This is a genomic window from Pelagibacterium limicola, from assembly GCF_015694405.1.
In the GTDB taxonomy this organism is placed as follows: domain Bacteria; phylum Pseudomonadota; class Alphaproteobacteria; order Rhizobiales; family Devosiaceae; genus Pelagibacterium; species Pelagibacterium limicola.
In genome coordinates this window covers 193,513-213,069 of record NZ_JADQDB010000003.1, presented here as the reverse complement: position 1 = coordinate 213,069, position 19,557 = coordinate 193,513, and the positions used below count along the sequence as shown (strand labels likewise).

At 60.6% G+C, this 19,557-nt stretch carries 14 protein-coding genes; 4 read left to right on the top strand and 10 right to left on the bottom strand.

Annotated features, from left to right (window positions below; all coding sequences use genetic code 11):
• Nucleotides 1-89: 89 nt before the first annotated feature.
• From I2G20_RS07110 to I2G20_RS07075, 8 genes are all read right to left on the bottom strand, one after another.
• A complete protein-coding gene (locus tag I2G20_RS07110; RefSeq protein WP_196259000.1) occupies nt 90-2,219 on the bottom strand; it encodes a beta-galactosidase in 2,130 nt (709 codons plus the stop codon).
• Nucleotides 2,220-2,291: 72 nt separating this feature from the next.
• Nucleotides 2,292-3,167, bottom strand: coding sequence for a 2-hydroxy-3-oxopropionate reductase (locus I2G20_RS07105; protein ID WP_196258999.1), 876 nt, complete (start codon nt 3,165-3,167; stop codon nt 2,292-2,294).
• Nucleotides 3,168-3,179: 12 nt separating this feature from the next.
• Nucleotides 3,180-3,947, bottom strand: coding sequence for a hydroxypyruvate isomerase (hyi, locus tag I2G20_RS07100; RefSeq protein WP_196258998.1), 768 nt, complete (start codon nt 3,945-3,947; stop codon nt 3,180-3,182).
• A gap of 14 nt (nt 3,948-3,961) precedes the next feature.
• On the bottom strand, nt 3,962-5,662 hold the full coding sequence (locus I2G20_RS07095) for an ABC transporter ATP-binding protein (RefSeq protein ID WP_196258997.1): 1,701 nt from the start codon (nt 5,660-5,662) through the stop codon (nt 3,962-3,964).
• 10 nt (nt 5,663-5,672) lie between these two features.
• Nucleotides 5,673-6,848 (bottom strand): ABC transporter permease, encoded by a 1,176-nt coding sequence (locus I2G20_RS07090; RefSeq protein ID WP_196258996.1) that lies wholly within the window; start codon nt 6,846-6,848, stop codon nt 5,673-5,675.
• Nucleotides 6,848-7,834 (bottom strand): ABC transporter permease, encoded by a 987-nt coding sequence (locus I2G20_RS07085; protein WP_196258995.1) that lies wholly within the window; start codon nt 7,832-7,834, stop codon nt 6,848-6,850. The genes I2G20_RS07090 and I2G20_RS07085 overlap by 1 nt, the downstream gene beginning before the upstream one ends.
• Nucleotides 7,835-7,856: 22 nt before the next feature.
• Nucleotides 7,857-9,965: an alpha-amylase family protein gene (locus I2G20_RS07080; protein WP_196258994.1), complete on the bottom strand. Its 2,109-nt coding sequence runs from the start codon at nt 9,963-9,965 to the stop codon at nt 7,857-7,859.
• A gap of 83 nt (nt 9,966-10,048) precedes the next feature.
• Nucleotides 10,049-11,977: an ABC transporter substrate-binding protein gene (locus I2G20_RS07075; RefSeq protein ID WP_196258993.1), complete on the bottom strand. Its 1,929-nt coding sequence runs from the start codon at nt 11,975-11,977 to the stop codon at nt 10,049-10,051.
• Between the two features lie 270 nt (nt 11,978-12,247).
• On the opposite strand from I2G20_RS07075, the gene I2G20_RS07070 reads away from it, so the two are divergent.
• Together I2G20_RS07070 and I2G20_RS07065 are read left to right on the top strand one after the other, a co-directional pair.
• Nucleotides 12,248-13,231, top strand: a complete 984-nt coding sequence (locus I2G20_RS07070) for a LacI family DNA-binding transcriptional regulator (RefSeq protein ID WP_196258992.1) — start codon at nt 12,248-12,250, stop codon at nt 13,229-13,231.
• An 87-nt stretch (nt 13,232-13,318) separates the two neighbouring features.
• Complete coding sequence (locus tag I2G20_RS07065) at nt 13,319-14,860, top strand: PAS domain S-box protein (RefSeq protein WP_196258991.1); 1,542 nt, start codon at nt 13,319-13,321, stop codon at nt 14,858-14,860.
• On the opposite strand, the gene I2G20_RS07060 is transcribed toward I2G20_RS07065, so the two are convergent.
• On the bottom strand, nt 14,850-15,578 hold the full coding sequence (locus I2G20_RS07060; protein ID WP_196258990.1) for a response regulator: 729 nt from the start codon (nt 15,576-15,578) through the stop codon (nt 14,850-14,852). The two genes, I2G20_RS07065 and I2G20_RS07060, sit on opposite strands and share 11 nt — an antisense overlap.
• 137 nt (nt 15,579-15,715) lie before the next feature.
• Between I2G20_RS07060 and I2G20_RS07055 the strand changes: the two genes are divergently transcribed.
• A complete protein-coding gene (locus tag I2G20_RS07055; RefSeq protein WP_196258989.1) occupies nt 15,716-16,384 on the top strand; it encodes a helix-turn-helix domain-containing protein in 669 nt (222 codons plus the stop codon).
• Nucleotides 16,385-16,394: 10 nt separating this feature from the next.
• Nucleotides 16,395-16,880: a hypothetical protein gene (locus I2G20_RS07050; RefSeq protein ID WP_196258988.1), complete on the top strand. Its 486-nt coding sequence runs from the start codon at nt 16,395-16,397 to the stop codon at nt 16,878-16,880.
• Here I2G20_RS07050 and I2G20_RS07045 read toward each other — a convergent pair.
• Nucleotides 16,867-19,548, bottom strand: a complete 2,682-nt coding sequence (locus I2G20_RS07045; protein ID WP_196258987.1) for a bifunctional acetate--CoA ligase family protein/GNAT family N-acetyltransferase — start codon at nt 19,546-19,548, stop codon at nt 16,867-16,869. The two genes, I2G20_RS07050 and I2G20_RS07045, sit on opposite strands and share 14 nt — an antisense overlap.
• Nucleotides 19,549-19,557 lie beyond the last annotated feature (9 nt).

Below are 19,557 nucleotides of genomic sequence, written 5' to 3'. Positions count from 1 at the left end.
TCCCCTCGGCCAAGGGCTGTCTATCCGAGAGTCCGGCCGGACGATTGTTTTCGTCCGGCCCGACGCAAGTCGTCCTCAGAAGCGTGGCGCTATCTATCCGGCGCGTTCTCGAGTTTGATGGCAACCGCGCTACGCGGCGGCAGAGCCATTTTGCCCTCGCCCAACACCGTTCCGTCGCTCTTCCAATGAACCTCGCCGAACAGCGCCGGCGTGCCCGATGCGCCAAGCGTGACGCTTGTTGTTTCCGCGCTGCGACTGGGATTGATGAGCCAGAGATAGGCCGCGTCCTCTCCACGGTGAAGGCGTGCCTGCAAACGTACGTTGTCGAGCCGCACGTGCCGTGCCTTTCCGGCCCAAGAGGCTAGAGCATCGAAATATGTGCGATTTTCCGAACTCGAAGTGCGGAAATAGGCGATGGAAGGATGCGTTCCGATTAGCAGCGTGCGGCCGTTTCCGAAGCCGTGCTCAACGGCGGCAAGACGTCCATCGTTGAATCGCCCTCGCTCGCGCCCCCCGGCCAGCGCGTAGGTTTGCAAAAATCCGCCGCCGGCCACCGGCTCGCCGTCGAGATCGAACGCGATCCGGTCTCCGATGTCCGGCATGAACTCGACGTCTGCCTCTCGCACGCCGAAAACCCGATCCAGCCCATGGTTTGGCTGAACAGTGCCGACCTTTCCGCGGTCTCCGAAATAACCGGGGCACGCCTCGGAAATCAGCGTTCCTCCCCGCTCGACCCAGTCGGATATCCGCTTGGCATTCTCGCCCGTGAGCATGATCGGGTACGGGGCATAGAGGGTGTCATAACCCTCGATGTCCTCGATATGCACCCAATCGGGCTGGAACCCGTTGTCGAAAAAGCCCCGATAAGCACCCCACATGGCGTGTGCGTAGGTCTCGGGTTCGTGGTTGTGATTGAGCAGATAATCCCAGGCCTGAGCTTCGGGAATAACGAGAATCCCGATTTCTCCTTTTACCGGACGTGCGGCAAACAGCGGCTTTTGCTCGGGCGCATTCGCCCAGCGGGCAATGTCTGAAGCCATGTCGGAGCGCGGCGTGCGCGAGCCATCCATGCCATAAGATCCGAAGGCGCCGAACAGCGGCCCGTCGAGGAGCGGCCGCCAGCGCAGGTTCAACACACCAGTCGCGCCGGCGGCAAAGGAGGTCATGGTCCAGACGCAAATATCCTCCGGCGTGGCGATGCGCCCGTCGTCCTTGTCGCGGCCGACGACCTGCGGTTGCAACCATAAAGGCCCGCCCTGCCGTTCGGCATGCCAGAACGGCTTACCGCGCGCAGCCGCCCGTGTGATGTCCGCGCCATAGAAATTGCGCCATTGCTGGTCCCCCTTGCGGGCCGGAATCCAGGTCATGCCGTAGACTTCGACCTTTGATGCTGCGAGCCAGTCGTCGCACCCGTTGGCGACCATGTTGGGAATTGCACCGGCAATGCCGTGGGCGGCGATCAGGCAATCGGTATCGACCGCCCGGATCGTGTCGATCCGCCACTGCATCTGACGGTAATAATCGTCCCGCTTGAAGGCCAGCCAATCGAGGTTTTCGGGGTAGGGGGCGATCTGTGAGGGTGGTTCGATATCGTCCCATTCGGCATAGGAATAGCGATACCACGCGCGTGCCAGCGCTTCGAGGTCGCCATACTTGGCTTTGAGCCACGCGCGATAGACGACCTTGGTGTGCTCCGAATAGTCGACGTCTGCGGAATAGTTGCACTCATTCCAGACGTCATAGCCCAGTAGCGCGTCGTGTCCCTTGTATCGGCTCGCGAGCGCGGAAAGGAAGTTGCCCGCCGCCTCGCACACCTCAGGGCAGTTGAGTGTCAGCGCCCCTGCGCCGCCGCCATTGTGAGCGAACCCGCCAACAGCCGCCGAAACCCCCATGTCGGCGCGCAACGGCGTGCCATCGGCGCGCACTTGTCGCGCGTGGGCAAACTGGCGCACGGCCCAGTCCGGTACCGCGTGAATCAACTCCGCAATGATCGTCTTGAGCCCGTTCTTTGCCGCGAGGTCCATCTGCCGGTCATAATCGTCCCAGTCGTAATGGCCGGGACGGCGTTCGATAGCGCCCCACATGAACCAATGCCTGAATACGTTGAGCCCATCTTCTGCGGCGGTCGTATAGTCGCGATCCCAGTCCTCGCGCGGCGGGTTCGACTTGCGGAAATACACGGCCCCGAAGGGAATCTGCGGAATCTTGTCGGTCGGCATCGGAGGTCCTTTGGACAAAGCGGTATCGTCCGGCGGTCGGATGACCGCCGTTAATGAATGCAACGTGATGGATTAGCGTCTCAGGCCGGCGAGTGCCTCCAAGGTTCGGATCAGGCCGGAATGGTCCAGATCGCCATCGCCCATCGCGATGGCCGCATTCATAAGCTGCTGGGTCGCCGCCGTAGTGGGCAGGCTCAGGTCGAGAGCCTTTGCAGCATCGACGGCAAGGCTCAAATCCTTACGATGCAGGTGAATGCGAAAGCCGGGATCGTAGGTGCCGTCGACCATGCGTTGCCCGTGCACTTCGAGGATACGCGAGGAGGCAAAACCACCCATCAGGGCTTCGCGTACGCGCGCTGGATCGGCTCCGGCCTTCCGCGCAAATGTGAGCGCTTCGGCCACGGCCTGGATCGTCAGCCCCACGATGATCTGATTGGCGACCTTTGCGATTTGTCCCGCCCCGACATCACCGACGAGCGTGATGCTCTTGCCCATTGCTTCGAACAGCGGCCGTGCGCGCTCGAAATCGCTTTTGGCTCCGCCGGCCATGATGGTCAGCGCCGCGTTCTTGGCACCAACCTCGCCGCCAGAGACCGGCGCATCGAGATAGGCACATCCCAACGCCTTGATACGGGCTGCAAACTCCTTGGTAGCGACCGGCGAAATCGAACTCATGTCGATGACGAGCTTTCCGGCAGAAAGTCCTGCGGATACGCCATGTTCCCCGAACAGCACCGCCTCGACATCCGGCGTATCGGGGACCATGAGGATGACGACATCGGACTTTTCCGCAACCTCTTGCGCCGACAGCGCAGCGACGCCGCCCTTATCCACCAGGAATTGCGATACCGGTTTGACACGGTGGAGGTAAACGGTGTGTCCCTTGTCGATCAGGTGCCCGGCCATTGGGCGGCCCATGACCCCGAGTCCTATAAATCCGACATTCATGGCGACTTCCTCCTAGATATAGGGCTGCATCCAGCCGAGCCCGGCAGGGGTTGGCTTGTATTCGCAACCGACCCATCCGTCATAACCGAGCCGGTCGAGGGCAGCGAAAACATTGGCGTAGTTGATCTCGCCGGTTCCAGGTTCATGCCGGCCGGGATTATCGGCGATCTGGACATGCGCGATCCGTGAGAACAGGCGTTCCAGAGTGGCGATGAGGTCACCCTGCATCACTTGCGTGTGGTAGACGTCATACTGGAGATAGAGATTGTCAGAACCGACAGCTTCGAGGATCGCCTCGGCATGGTCGGTATGCGAGAGGAAAAAGCCGGGAATATCGCGCAGATTGATCGGCTCGAGCAGCAGCTTCATACCGGCATCCGCCAGACGTGGCGCCGCGTATCTGAGGTTTTCGATCAGCGTGCGTTCGAGAACACTCGTTTCGATGCCCTTGGGCGCTATTCCCGCAAGACAATTGATCTTCTTGCAGCCCAGTGCTCGCGCATAGCGAATGGCGGTATCGACGCCCGCCCGGAATTCTTCCACCCGGTCAGGCAGGCAGCCGATGCCGCGCTCTCCACCTGCCCAGTCGCCCGGCGGCAGGTTGAACAGCGCTTGTTCGAGCCTGTTTTCGGCAAGACGCGCGGCTATCGTTTCCGCGTCTTCCTGGTAGGGCTCGACATACTCCACCGCCATAAACCCGTCCCTGGCCGCCGCCGCGAAACGGTCAAGGAAGGGGCGGTCGGTGTAGAAGAACGAAAGATTTACGGAAAAGCGGGGCACGGGGAGAAAATCCTTTACGCAATGAACCTGGTGCGATGCATCATCCGCTTGTGGCGCGGATCGGGATTGGGGACAGCGGAAATAAGGCTCCTGGTATAGGGCTCCTGCGGATCGTTGCAGATCTGTTCGGCCGGGCCCAGTTCTACGACTTTGCCTCGGTGCATCACCGCAACCCGGTCGCAGAAGTAGCGCACAACGGAAATGTCGTGCGAAATGAAGACGAAGCTGAGGCCCAGCCGCTTCTGGATGTCGAGCAAAAGATCGAGAATTTGGGCCCGGATCGAAACGTCGAGCGCTGCCGTTGCCTCGTCGGCGATGACGATGCGCGGCTCGAGCGCCAGAGCGCGAGCGATGCCGATGCGCTGGCGCTGTCCACCCGAGAAGGCGTGCGGATAGCGCTCCCTCGACATCGGGTCCAGACCAACGAGTTCCAGCAGGTCTCCCACGCGCCGGTCCAGTTCCGCTCCCGATGCGATGCCGCCCACGACAAGTGGGTCCCCGACAATCTGCTTGACCGTCATGCGTGGGTTGAGCGAGGCGAACGGATCCTGGAACACCAACCTTACGTCGCGGTGAAACCCGCGCAGTGCGCGCTTGCCAAGTGCTGTGACCTCGGTTTCGGTACCCGCCCGGTCCCGGTAGACGACCGATCCGGACGAGGGCTCCACGGTACGCAGAATCAACCGACCCAGTGTTGTTTTGCCCGAGCCGCTCTCTCCAACGATTCCGAGGTTTTCGCCGGGGAAGAGGTCGAAGCTCACGTCGTTGACGGCCTTGATCGCATAGTCATTGCCCCCGAACCAGCCGCCGCTCCCGCCGAACGTCTTGGTCAGATTCCTTACGCTCAGAATCGGCTGGCGGGCTGCGGCGTCCGCGCCTTCGTGCGCCCGGCTTTGCTCGAGTTTAACCGTCGAGGCCAGCAGGCGTTTGGTATAGCCATGCTGGGCACCGTGAAAAATCGAATCCACGTCTCCGCGCTCGACGATCCGGCCGTAATGCATCACGGCCACTTCGTCGGCCACTTCGGCGACGACGCCCATATCGTGGGTGATGAGCAGCATGGCCATCCCCCGGCTTTCCTGTAGTCGCTTGATGAGGTCGAGGATTTCGGCCTGTGTGGTCACGTCGAGCGCGGTCGTGGGCTCGTCCGCGATGAGAATTTCAGGATCTGCCGCCAGGGCCATTGCGATCATGGCGCGCTGGCGCATCCCGCCCGAAAACTCAAAAGTGTAGCGGTCGAGCATCTTGTCGGGATCGGGGATTTCGACCTGCCGCAGCAATTCGATAGTCTCGGCGCGCGCCTGCTTCTTGTCCATCTTTCGGTGCAGGCGCAGGGCCTCAGTGATCTGGCTGCCGATTGTGTGGACGGGGGAAAGCGAAGACATTGGCTCCTGGAAGATGAGACCGATGCGTCCTCCGCGGATGCGCAGCAAATCGGTTGACCGCTCCGTGAGTGGCACGATGTCGATTTCGGGCTGTCCCGCGCCCCGCAGCAAAATGCGCCCGCTTGAAATCGCGCCATTGCGATCGATGATCCGCAACAATGCGCGCGCCGTGACGCTCTTGCCGGATCCGCTTTCGCCCACAAGTGCGAGCGTCTTGCCGCGTTTGAGACTGAAGCTCACATCGCGGACAGCATGGAGAATGCTCGTGCGCAGGTGGAAATCGATACTGAGATTTTCGACCGAGAGTACGGTATCGGGATTTTCGCTCATGCCGGCCCCTTCACGACTCGTAGGGGTCGGCTGCATCGCGCATCCCGTCCCCAAGGAAGTTATAGGCCAAGACCACGACGATCACGGCCCCGGCCGGCCAGGCCAGCAACCATGGCGCCGTCGCGATAGTGCGGACGTTTTGCGCCTCCTGCAGCAAAACGCCCCAACTCACCACGGGTGCCTTTAATCCGATGCCGAGAAAACTCAGTGCAGTCTCGGCGACGATCATCGTGGGCACGGCGAGCGTGACAACGGCAAGAATGTGGCTTGTGAGCGAAGGCAGGATATGACAGAAGATCAGACGCCGCTCGCTCGATCCGTCGAGCCGGGCTGCGGTAACGAAATCCTCCCCCCGCAAGGCATAGAAGCGCCCGCGCACCTCCCGCGCCAGCCCTGTCCATCCGAACAGCGAAACGATCAAGGTGATGACGAAATAGACCTGCAATGGGCTCCATGCGAGCGGGATTGCCGCTGCCAACCCAAGCCAGAGCGGGATGGTGGGCATCGACGAGATGACTTCGATGGTGCGTTGCACCGCGCTATCGACCCAGCCCCCATAGAACCCCGCGAGGCTTCCGAGAGTCACGCCCAGGCAAAGGCTGAAGATTACGCCGATGAGCCCGATCGACATCGATACCCGCGTTCCGTAGATCAGCCGGCTCAACAGGTCGCGCCCCAACCGGTCGGTGCCCAGGAGATACATAGGATCGCTGGGGTTCACCGGGCCGATGAGGTGCAGATCCATTTCGAATAGCCCCCACATCCTGTATGACGCGCCGCCGACGAAAAAGGCGATGGGCACGATTGCTTCGTCGTCCACAACGAAAGTCCGGCGTAGCGCCACAGGGTCGATCTCGATCGAGTAGCCCTTTACATGCGGCTGAAATGTCCGGTTTCCGGCCGCATCCTCGATGAACAGCCCGATGGTCTGGGGTGGAGCATAGGTATATTGGGGCCGGGACGTTCCCGGCAGGCCCGGAGCGAGGAATTCGGCGAACAGGCCGATCAGAAAGAAGATGACGATCAGGATGCCTGAGGCGACAGCCAGTTTGTTGCGTACAAACTTGTGCCAGATGAGGGTCCATTGACCAGCGGCTTCCAAAGATCCCATCGTCAGGCCCGGCTTTAGCGGGCTGATCGCGGGGCCGGTTTCGATGGGGCTCGTGAGGTCGGCGTGCGTGCGCATCAGCGGTACCGGATTCTGGGGTCTAGCAGGGCCAGCAGGATGTCGGAAACCAGCATCCCGATCAGCGTGAGGACGCCCATCAGCAGAATGAAGCTGCCCGCGAGGTACATGTCCTGGCTCACCAGTGCGCGCAAAAGCAATGGCCCCGCAGTAGGCAGATTGAGCACGATCGCGGTGATCGTCACCCCCGAGATCAACTCGGGAAGCACCCAGCCGATTGCCGAAACAAAAGGATTGAGCGCAATGCGGACCGGATATTTGAGCACCACCTTGTGCTCGGGTAGCCCCTTGGCCTTGGCGGTGATGACGTAGGGCTTGTTAAGCTCGTCGGACAGATTGGCGCGCAGGATGCGAATGAGGCCCGCCGTCCCTGCCGTGCCGATGACGACAATGGGGATCCAAACGTGGGCCAGCAGATCGACGAACTTGTCCCAACTCCAGGGGGCATCGACATATTGGGGAGAGAACAATCCGCCCACCGACTGGCCGAGATAGCGGTAGGACACGTACATCAGCGTCAACGCCAGGATGAAGTTGGGGATTGCGAGCCCGATGAAACCGAGGAACGTGAAGAAATAGTCGCCGACAGAGTGGCGGCGGACGGCGGAGTAGATGCCGATGGGCAGCGCCACCGCCCACACGAATAGCAACGCAGCCAGTGATAGCCCCAGCGTCGAGCCCATGCGTTCCCAGATCAAGTCGGCGACGGGACGGTTCCATTCGAATGAGTGGCCGAAATCACCCCGGAAGAGAATACCCGACATCCACTTCCAGTATTGGACATAGAATGGGTCGTCGAACCCGTAGAGCGTCCGCAATCTGGCGATTTCCGCAGGATCGATCGCCCGCCCGGAATCCTGCATCGAGGCGACCATGGAGGTGACGTAGTCGCCCGGCGGAAGCTGGATGATGAGGAACGCGATCAGCGAAATCCCGAACAATGTCGGGATCATGTAGAGAACGCGCTTGATCACATAGCGTAGCATCGCCAGCCTCCTCTAACCGGCGTCATGCCCATTCGACATGAACGACCTCGATCAGCTCGATACCCGGCACGCGGATATCGACCCGGCCGTTGAAGATATTCGCCTGCGCCGCCTGTCCGGCAATCAACAATTGTGCCGAGCCGAAGCGGCGGCCAGCCGGTATCTCGACAGATATCCGCTGTTCACCTACCGGCGTAATCCTTCGGATCGGCCCCTTCATCATCATCGGGTTGGAAAGATTGACGAGGCTGATCGCCATACCGGTCTCTCCCTCCCGCACTGCAACATCCAGCACCGCATCGCCTTGGACCTCGACACTCGGCCGCTTGCCGAGCGCCCAGCGTACGGCATTGGCAATAAGCCTGCCATGATCGGCCGCCAGCACTTCCCAGAAGACCGAACCGATATTCCAGGGAATGAAAACGGTACGTCCGCCGCCGGAATGTTCACGCGCGATGACAGCCGCGCCACGAGGCTCCTCGCGCGGATAAACCTCCTCCATGGGCAAATCGGGGAAATCGGGAACGTAGAGCAGGGGGACGATGGCATCTGCGGCCGGCTCCACCGCTAGCAGATGTGTCCCCCCTATGATTCTCGCTGCACCATCGAATCCCTGGGTGATCGGATGCTTGCCCGAAAAGGCGACATAGGTGTTCTTGACCGGCCCGCGCGCGGGAGATGTGAGAATGGCTCCCAGCAATCCGCCGAGTGCCAGCCCCTTTCGGGGTGTATTATCCGCATAGCGCGTGCCGGTCTCATGCGCGGCCACAATCGAACCGCCGCGCGCCACATAGGCTTCGAGCATCCTGACCTGGTCGTCGTCGAGGCAGGTCGAATTGGCAAGGATAACGACCTTGAAACGGTCGAGTAGCGCGTCGGTCATCGCCTGATCCGAGAGCATCTCGAAGGGCAGGCCCGCTTCGACCAGCGCGTGATAGAAACCGTAATCATCTGCCTCAGCGGTCTTGCGCGTTTCATAGCTATGATGGCGCAGCGTGGTGGCTGGATCGAGGACGGCGATTTCGGCAACCGGGGTCATCCCTGCCAGCGCGCCTTCGAGCGCGGCGTGCAGCGCAAAGGCGTCGGCCACCGGTTTGATCCAGCGGGTGTCGGGCACGACGCCATTGAACTTGGTGAACCAGGGCAACAGGCCATGCGCGGTCCCATCGATTATCCATGCCTGGATTTCGGGGCCGGTTGTTACGGCGTCCTTCCAGCGATGCTCCTCTTCAGGGCCGATGGAGGTGATAAGGATTGCCGGACGCTCGCGGAACGTCGCTCGCATCCGCTTCCCGTTGCGTCCCGACATCCAAATGGGCTCGGTGCCGCGCCGGCCTTGATCGTCCACCACCAGGAAGGGGCAGTGCTTTTCGATCAGCGAGAGATCGAATTCCGTCAAGGATACGCTGCCCATATTGGGAATGAAGCTGGTATTGGGCTTTATGGCCTTCATGCGGCCGTCCCAATCGACGACGAGCCTGCTCAGCACTGTCCGCCGCCAAGCTGTCCATGCCAGCCAGACCGGATCTTCAGCATCGGCGACAACCGGCAGGTCATGGCCTGAGGTCGCCTTGAACCGGCTCTTGCAACTCTCGCAGTAACACACGCCGTGTCCCTGCCAGCGATTGGCAAAAATGGCGTCGATGTCGTAGTCCCGCGTGAGTTCCTCGACGATCTGCGGCATGAATTTCGCGTTGTAATCTCCATAGGCGCACGTCACCCAAACGTCCGGGTAAGCCCAGTGGCGTCGCGGACGGCCCTCCTTGTCCACGGCGATCCATTCTGGATGCGCGTCGGCTGCATCCTGATGGATCGCGTGAGGGTCGATACGCGCCATCACGTGCATGCCCAGCTGCCGAGCGCCGTCCACCAAGGCGCCGAAGGGGTCGCAATCTTCGAGATGTTTGCTCACATAGTGCAGCGGCACCTTGCTTGGATAATAGGCGACATAGCCGCCCGCGCTGATGCATGCCGCGTTCGACTGCGTGCGTTTGAAGACATCGATCCAGAATGCCGGATCGAACCGCACCGGATCGTCCTCGGCGAGCGTCAGCTGGGTCCACCGCGTGGCGGACTTGTACCACTCGGCAGTTCTGAGATTGGGTGTGGCGGCGGTCGCGGAATCGAGCATTTTTGTCTCTGGCTATGAACTGTCGTTCTCGCCGCCGACCCTTTTTCAAGGGGCCGGCGGCAAGCCTTGGGAGGAAGGCGGTATCAGGCCTTGAAGAACTGTTCCGGCCTTGCAGGGCCTGGCGTTGGCCAGCCGAAGGAATTGGGCATCGTGTCCATCACGTTGACCATGTTGTTCTTGACGATGCCGTAGCCGTCGGGCGGCTGGCTGACGCCGAAGACCAGAAACTGGTCGGCGGCGTTATCGAGCAGCTTCGTCATCAACTCCGCCTGCTGTTCCGGGTCGCCGGTTGCGAGCAGGGTGCGGTAGAGATCCTGCTGTGCCTTGATCTCGGCCGGCGGCTCAATAGCGTTGGGATGGCTGGGGTTGTTGTAATACTGTTGCCAGCCTGGCGCGTAGAGCGAGTTCGAGTTGATCGGTACGAAATAGCGTGCGTCCAGCATGGCCGCGATGCCGCTATTGGCACCGAAGCTGTGCACGGTTGCATCGAACTCGCGGCCGTTGCGAACCCGCTCTTCCCAGAGCGAGCGGTCCATCGTGCGCAGCTGCGCATCAAGACCCACCGCCTGGAACATCGGGATCGCGAGTTCCATCATGTCGAGGAAGATCGTGCGGCTTTGGTCAACCTCGAAGATGATGGTCAACCGCCGCCCTTCCGAATCGAGCCTCCAGCCTTCCGAGTCGCGGTTTGGCACCAAGGTGTCGAGCAGCGCATTGGCCTGATCGGGGTCGTATTCGGTATGCTGTGTCGACAGGCGCTCGTGGTAGAGCGGATCGGTGTTGATGATCGAGGGTTGGGCCGGATAGCCCTGGCTGATGAATACCGTGTCGATCAAGGCCTGCCGGTCGATGGCCACCGACATCGCCACGCGGAAGTCGCGCGTATTGAACAGCGCATTCCGAACCGGGTCCGGATGATTGAAGTTGAGCTGGAAGACCATCGTGTTGGCGGCGGTTTCCTTGAGCGTATAGAATTTGTAATCGCCCGTTTCCTGGCCGTCGAACAGCACCGGCCGGTTGGCTGGGGTGCCGATATACTGGTCCATCATGTCGATCTCGCCTTGCAGCGCCTTGAGCAACAGCACTTCCGGGTCGGCGACCATCTGGTAGTTGATCCGGTCGAAATAGGGCAGTTGCGTGCCCTCGGTGTCGACCTTGAAATAATAAGGATTCCGCTCGGCCGCCGAGCGCTCGGTATCCTGGCCCGGCGCGATGGTAAGTTTCCACGCATCGAGCGTGGGCCGATTTGAGTTCTGGAAAAACACGTTGTCCTGATGCAGCCCGCATTCGGTCTGGAACAACGGAATCCAGCTCGCCAGACCGCGCTGCTCGGCGATCGCATTGGCTTCGGGATTGTATTTAAGGTGGAACTGCTTGAGGTAGTGTGCGGGCGTACGCGTCAGGTGATCCTGTTGTGCCCATGCAAGTTGCTGGACGAAAAATCCGTTCGGCGCACGGAACTGCACGCGGAACACCTGTTCGTCGACGATCTCGAGTTCCCCCACGGCGCCGCCGGCATACCACCAGGCCTGGCCACCCATCGTGACCTCTTCGTCGAGGAACACGTCCTCATACCAGAACCGTATGTCCTCAGTCGTGTAGGGGTGCCCGTCGGACCATTTCATTCCTTTGCGCAGGGTGAAAGTGTAGACGGTTGAATCGTCGCTGACTTCGTAGCTTTCCGCCACATTGGGGATGACCCCGGACCAATCCGGCGAGAACCGGAACATCGGCTCGTATGACTGGTAGCGCACCAGCATGGACAGCGATCCGCCGCCTACCAGCGCATGGTTCCACGTACCACCTTGCTGTCCCGGGCGGTGCAGCGGCGTGATGACCAGCGGGTTTTCTGGCAGGCGTTCATTGACGGGCGGCAGGGCGCCACTGGCGACCTGGGCTTCGAAAAATGCGCTCTCCCGGTATTCCTGGGCGCGCAACACATTGGGAAGAACCATCGTCCCCGCAAGTGCGGTCGTTGCGGCAACGAAGGCTCGACGGCTCATTCTGACCATGTTGATCTCCTCCTCAGCCCGGCAGTTCCTCCCTGCCGTTAGCTAATAGGAAGGCTTGCATAGCGATAATTGTTAGGTAAAGCGTTATGTTCGGATTATCGAGCCTTTTTGCACAGGCAGGGGATTGGTTCAGCATTATTGACGCAAACAAATTGCCGATACCGACAGGAAATCACGACAGGATCGGCGATTAAAAGAAAAACGTTATGTTGCGTTATCAAATGGATTTAGGTATCAGGCTATAGTGGCTAGGCAATCAAAAGGTTCCAGATGGCGCGCGTAACGCTTTCGACAATCGCCAGACAGATTGGCCTATCGAAATTTGCGGTGTCGCGTGCGCTCTCGGGAAAGAGTGGCGTCAGCGAAGAAACGCGTCGCCGCGTGCTGGAGATCGCCGGCGAACTTGGCTACGAGCGCCCGACCCCGCGCCCCGACATGCCGACCCTGGGTGTCATTTTCCATGATATGGACCTCATCAACAGCGAGCTCCATATGCTCGTCCAGAACGGGGTCCAGGCTGAAAGCCAGCGGCTCGGCTACAGGGTGGCGATGCGTTGGACGCATCTGCCGGACGAAATCGAAGCTTTGATTGCTGGATGTGCTGGCGTGCTGATGGTGGGCCCCCATGAGCAAACCAGCCTCGACCGCGCCTATGGTCTGGGCAAGCCCATCGTCCGCATGAGCTGGCTAGGCCCGCTCGAGCCCGTGGACCAGGTGTCGGGTACTGACCACGAAGCAGGGTCCGCCGTCGCCAACTACCTGCTCGACCTTGGACATCGCTCGATCGTCTACGTCCACGGAACGCCGGGCTATCGGGGTCGGATCGAGCGCTTTTACGGAATGCGCGAAGTGCTGGAAAAACGCAACGACGTGGTTTTCGAGGAAGTTCGCTTTGCCGATGGTGAACGTTTTGCAGTCATCTACGAGCAAATGGTGAGCAGAGATGTCGCGCCCACCGCGCTGTTCTGTGCCCATGATGGGCTGGGCGTAACGGTCATCTCCGAATTGCTGCGCTTGGGCATAAAAATCCCAGAGGATGTTTCTGTGGTTGGCTTTGGCGATTTTTCAAGCGCGATGCAGATATCGCCCTCGCTGACCACCGTAAATCTGCATGGCACCCATATGGGTGCGGCGAGCGTCAGGCTCCTTGACGATCGCATCGGTGGGCGCATTTCGCCCGATGTCCACATGCGCATCCTGATTGCGGGGCAAATCGTCGAGCGTAATTCCAGCGGACCCGCGCCTTCGCGCTAAAAAGCGTGCCGATCACCCGGGACGTAGCTTTCGCCCCGGGACAACCTGCGATAGCATCGCCGCTTCAAAATTGACGTGACCATTTGCATGATTGAGCGATTCAGGAACGACCCCGCGCTAGCCGGACAAGCCGCAAAACTCATCGCCATCCTCGATACGGCGGTCGATGCGATCATCACGATCAACAGGGGCGGACTCATCAAGACCGTGAACCCGGCCACAGAGCGACTTTTTGGCTACGAGCACGACGAATTTATCGGGAAAAACGTTCATTTCCTGATGCCCGAGCCCTACCATTCCGAGCATGACGGCTATCTCAACGCCTACCGCACCACCGGTCGAAAAAAGATCATCGGAATCGGGCGTGAGGTGCAGGCGCGGCGAAAAGACGGAACGATCTTTCCTGTCCACCTTGCCGTAAGCGAGTTCGAAATCGACGGGGAGCAACACTTTGCGGGCATCATACGGGATCTGACCGAACACAAGGCCACGGAACAGGCCCTGCGTGAAGTGCTGAAAATGGAAGCGATGGGCCAGTTGACGGGTGGAATCGCTCACGATTTCAATAATTTGCTGACCGTGATCATCGGCAATCTCGAAATGCTGGAGGGACGCCTCACCACCGATCAGCAGCGTGAACTCGCTGGCGATGCGCTCGAGGCTGCCGAGATCGGTGCGCGACTGACCGCGCGCCTCCTCGCATTCGCCCGCCGCAGCCATCTCGAGCCCGAGCCAGTCAATCTCAACACATTCGTACTCGATCTCACCGACATGCTCCACCGCACGCTGGGCGAGACGATCCTGCTCTCCAATGCCCTGAGCCCCAATCTCTGGACCGTGCGGGCGGACCCTTCGCAGGTCGAGAGCGCCATCGTGAACCTGGCGCTCAATGCTCGAGATGCAATGCCCGAAGGCGGCCGCCTCGCGATCGAATCGGCGAATGTGCATGTCGATGAAGACGGCGCCGACGCCGGACTTTTACCGGGGGATTATGTCCGGCTTTCGGTTGCCGACACCGGGACTGGGATGCCCCAGGAGGTGCGGGACCGAGCTTTCGAGCCCTTCTTTACCACCAAGGAAAAGGGGCAGGGCACTGGTCTCGGCCTTTCCATGATCTATGGCTTCGCCAAGCAATCGGGTGGACACGCGACGATCTACAGCGAACAGGGGCAGGGGACGACCGTCAACCTCTATTTGCCCCGCTTCAAGGACCAGGCCCCCGAGGCGGCAGACACACCGCGTTCGGTCACTGCCTACGGCCAGGGCCAGCTGATTCTCGTGGTTGAGGATGACGAGCGGGTACGCAAGCTTACCGTCTCGCGCCTCAAGGAACTCGGCTATCGCGTCGTCGAAGCGGAAAACGGCAAGGATGCGATGAATATCCTGGCGGCCAACACCGATATCGAACTGATGTTTACCGATCTCGTGATGCCCGGAGGCATGTCGGGTTACGATCTGGCCAGGGAAGCGCGCGAGACGTTCGCCCATATCAAGGTGCTTCTGACCTCGGGCTATGCTGAAGAATTGACCCGATCGGAAACACTCGCCGCAGCGCGACTGAAAGTGCTCCGCAAGCCCTACCGTTTGGTAGATCTCGCCGAGGCAATCGCCGAGGCGTTCAGCGGCTAGAGCGCTCCGGTGCAAACGTGTAGCCCGCACCTCTCACTGTTTTGAGCAGTGTGGGATTCTTGGGATCGACCTCGATTTTTTTCCGCAGCCGGGCGATCTGGTTATCGATGCTGCGGTCGAGTGGTGCCCACTCATACCCCTTGAGCTTGTCCATGATCTGGTCACGATTGAGCACGCGGTTGGGGTTGGAGGCAAAAAGTGCCAGAAGATCGAACTCCCCGGTGGTCAGCGCGACAGGCCCATCGGGCCCAGTCAGTGTCCGCCTTTCTGGATCGAGAAAATAGCCGTTGAAGGCGAGACCGGATTCCGGCTGCGGAGTCGCCGTGTCAGGCTTGGGAGCCCGAGCCGTCGAGCGGCGCAACACCGAGCGCACGCGCGCCAGAACTTCGCGCACGTGAAAGGGCTTGGCGATATAGTCGTCGGCGCCGACTTCGAGTCCCACGATACGGTCGATCATGTCGCCTTTGCCGGTGATCATGATGATGGGGACTTCCGAATGCTGCCGGATCTCGCGGGCGACCGTAAGGCCGTCGGCGCTCCCCAGATTGAGATCCAAAGTGATGAGGTCGAGCGGTTGCGACAAGTACTCACGCACCCCATCACCATCGGTTGCCTCCGATATCTGATAACCTTCATCCTCGAGGCATCGGCGCAGCATACGCCGTACCATCGGGTCGTCGTCGACGATCAGGATGTGGGCTCCTGCCCGATCGATCATGCCGTTCCTGAAGCTTGAATCACTCACCAGTCCATAATTACACATTGTTACATTTCGTTACATGGCGGGCGCAAGCGCGTTACCGCCAGCAGCCATTGTCTCCCCAACGCGATTTAAGCCTCCCGGGGAGACATCGAATGCTTTCTGCACTTGCTATTGAGAATACTGCCTACGCTTCGGCGCCGATGCCCTCGCGCGATCCGGCCATACGCACCGTACGTCCTCACGAGCCGCTCCTTTTCGAAGGTGATGACGCCGATCACCTCTATGAAGTGATCGAGGGTGTCATCCGCGTCTACAAACTGTTCCAGGACGGACGGCGCCAGATCATTTCCTTCGCGTTTCCCGGGGACGTTATTGGCCTCGGACAAGGGGATACCTATAGTTACGACTGCGACGCTGTCGTCTTCTCCCGTGTTCGCGTGATTCCAAAAGGCGACCTGATGCGCATGGTGCGCGAGCGCGCTGATCTCGGCGAGAAGATGCTCGAGATGGCCGCACGGGAAATCAGCGCCGCGCAAAACCTTTCCATAGTCTTGTGCCGCAAATCCGCTATCGAAAAGGTTGCCAACTTCCTGTGCGCGCTCGCCGATCGCCGTCGTTCAACTGCGGCCGATGTGGTTGGCGTGCCGATGACCCGTCTCGACATCGCCGATTACCTCGGACTGACCATCGAAACGGTAAGCCGCAATATCTCCAAGCTCCGTTCGATGGGCATTATCAGCCTGCCGCGTAGCGGCGTTGTCGCCATCAACGACATGCAGCGCCTGAGACGGATTGGCGACTGCGACGTCGGACTTCATTAGGGCGGTGCAAATGACCTCAGTTTCCCGAAAACGCGATGGGGGGACATCGAGCGCCGACCTACGAGGTCAATGGACGCATCGCGTTGCTGTCTGCGCATTTGCCGATCTCGCCGCGCTGCTTGCCGGTTTTTCCCGGATAGAGGAGAGAGGCATCGATCTGGCGGACATGGCCGTACTCGCCGGGCCTGACGCAGTGCTGCCAGCCGACACCAAAGGGCGACCTGCCGTTTTCCGGTTGGGCGGTGTCTGGGAAGGGTCGCGCCATCCGGAAGGAGGGACGGCCCCGTCGTTCACAGCGAACTGCCTCGCCGACATTTTCGCGTGGGCTTCCCAACCCACCGCCGAAAAGATTGCTCAGGATCTTTCGCAGGGACATTTCGTACTCTTGATCTACGGGCTGAGATCGATCCTGCACGCGATCATAGATACTATTCTCAGCGATCCCGGTGTCCGGTCGGTCGAAGTACACGATATCGCGGAGCTCAGCGCAGCCTGATCGACACGCGATGCACGCCCCCATCATCTGGTCTGGAGGCCATCCTGAACCCCAGTTCCCTGCAGAGTTCCAGCATTTTGGAATTTCCGGCGTAGACATCGCCCAACACCGTTCCGATACCGTCTGCGCGTGCGTAAGTCAGCAAATGGTCGAGCAGCGCCCGCCCCAGGCCGTAGCCTTGCAGGTCGGAGCGGACGAATATGGCGTACTCGGCCTCTTCGCGATCGGGGTCGCTATAGAGCCGGGAGACGCCCGCTAAATCGCCGGTCGCCGTGTCGATGGCAACAAAGGCCATTTCCCTATCATAGTCGATCTGCGTCAGCCTCACGAGCGTATCTTGCGGCCAGTCGCGCTTGGCCACATGGAAACGCATCCGGATGTCTTCCATCGTAACCTTCTGGAAAAACGTGGGAAAGAGGCTCACGTCGGTGGGGCGGATCGGCCTGATGTCGTAGCTGTCTCCGTCCTGCGCGTCGAAACGGATATCCCAGCCAGAAGGGTAGGGCTTGAGGGAGAGTCGATCCGCCGCCTTTTCGTGGTCGAAGTCCGCCCTGATCACGATACGTGCGTCCAGCGCGACCGCACGCTCCGTGCCGACGAGCAGGGGATTGATGTCCATGCTCTCGATTTCGGGAAATGTTGCCACGAGGCGTGAAACCTCGATCAAGGCTTCGATCAATGCTGTCCGGTTTGCGCCAGGCACGTTCCGGTACGCCCCGAGGACGCGGGAAATGCGTGTCTTTCCAATGAGGTCGCCCGCCAGCTTGTCGTCCAGTGGGGGCAGGGCCATTGCCGTATCACCGACGGTCTCGGCGGCGATCCCGCCTGCTCCGAAAAGAATGGCCGGGCCGAAAATGGGATCGGTATGCGTTCCGATCAGCACCTCACGGGCGTGGGGGATCGAAACCATCTCCTGAATCAGGAAGCCGTCCGGGACCAGGCCCGGATGCGCCTGGGACAGTCGCTCACTGATTGAATTTGCCGCAGCGATACAATCCTCACGCGTGCGGAGACCCAAAACCACGCCTCCGATGTCGGATTTGTGTGAGATCGCTTTGGAAACGAGCTTTACGACCACAGTGTCGACTTCCGACAGCAGGCAGTCGGCCTTCTCGCCGACTGAGTCTGCGGTTTCCGCAAATTGCGATCGCGGCACCGCAAGGCCGAAGCGGGAGAGGAACTGCTTGGCCTCGTCCTCCAGCAACATCGTGCGGCCCTCTCGCCGCGCCTGCGCGAGGATCTCAGCCAACGCTGGATCGTCCACACGTACGTCTTCGCTCCCTACCTCGGGGACGCGCAACAAGGCGGCTCCGACTTCCGTGCGCCGTTCGAGGTAGCTGATTGCATTGACGGCCTGGGCAGGCGTTTCAAAGCTCGCAATACCCGCCGCATCGAGGATCGCGCGCGCCGGAGCGCCGGTAAAGTCGCCGAGCCAGGACGTGATGAGCGGCTTGCCCTCGACCATCCCGTTGTTTGCCATACCGGCGATGACGTTGGCACTGTCAGCCGTCGACGCGAGACCCGTAGGACAACTTAACGCAAGAACCGTATCGACTCCCGGGTCGCGCGCCACAGTTCTGAGGACCTGCGCGTAGCGTTCGGGGGGTGCGTCGCCGAGGATGTCGACCGGGTTGGCGTGAGACCACGCATCGGGAAGCAGCTTGTCGAGCATGCCCAGGGTATCCGGCGACAGCTCAGCGAGATTGCCGCCGTGATCGAGCAGCGCATCGAGCGCAAGGACACCCGCGCCGCCGCCATTGGTTACAATGGCAGTGCGAGCTTTGGCGCGGGCAGGAACCCGCGTCAAAACCTGCGCGGCAGCAAAGAGATTTTCGAGCGTATCGACCCTAACGATACCTGCCCGCTCCAGCGCTGCATCGAATACCCCGTCTTCACCTGCAAGCGCGCCGGTATGCGTGGCAGCAGCCTTGGCAGATTGTGCGTGCCGCCCCGACTTCACCGCGACGACCGGCTTGATCCGCGACAGAGCGCGTGCGGCCGACATGAATTTGCGCGCATTGGTGACTGTTTCGAGATACATCAGGACCGCGCTGGCTTCCCGATCGCGCGCCAGCATGTCCAGACAATCGCCGAAATCGACATCCGCCATATCGCCCATCGAGATCACGTGGGAAAATCCGATTCCCCGCGCACGCGCCCAATCGATCAACGTCGTTGCAATGGCGCCGGATTGACTCAGCAGGGCGAGCCGACCGGGCAAGGGGAAAAGGTGCGCGAAACTCGCATCAACCTTCTGGCTCGGCAAGACGAGGCCGATGGTATTGGGACCAAAAATGCGTAGCGTATGGGGACGGGCCGCATCGAGCATTTTCTGCCGAAGGCCGTTGCTATCGGTGATGCCCGCGCTCAGCACAACGACCGCCCGCGTGCCACGTGCGCCCAATTGCGCGATCAGGCTGGGAACGGTCGCCGCTGGAGTGGCGATGATGGCCAGGTCGGGCGCGCCTGGCAATTGGCCGACATCGCGATAGCAAGCTATCCCCTTTAAAGTGTCGTATTTGAGATTGACCGGCCAAACCGGCCCCTCGAACCCGGCAGCGAGGACGTTCGCCAGCACTTTTTCGCCTACGGAGCCGGGACGTTCCGAAGCGCCGATGATGGCAATCGATGTGGGATGAAACGCTTTGTCGAGATTACGGATGGTCATCGGAACTGC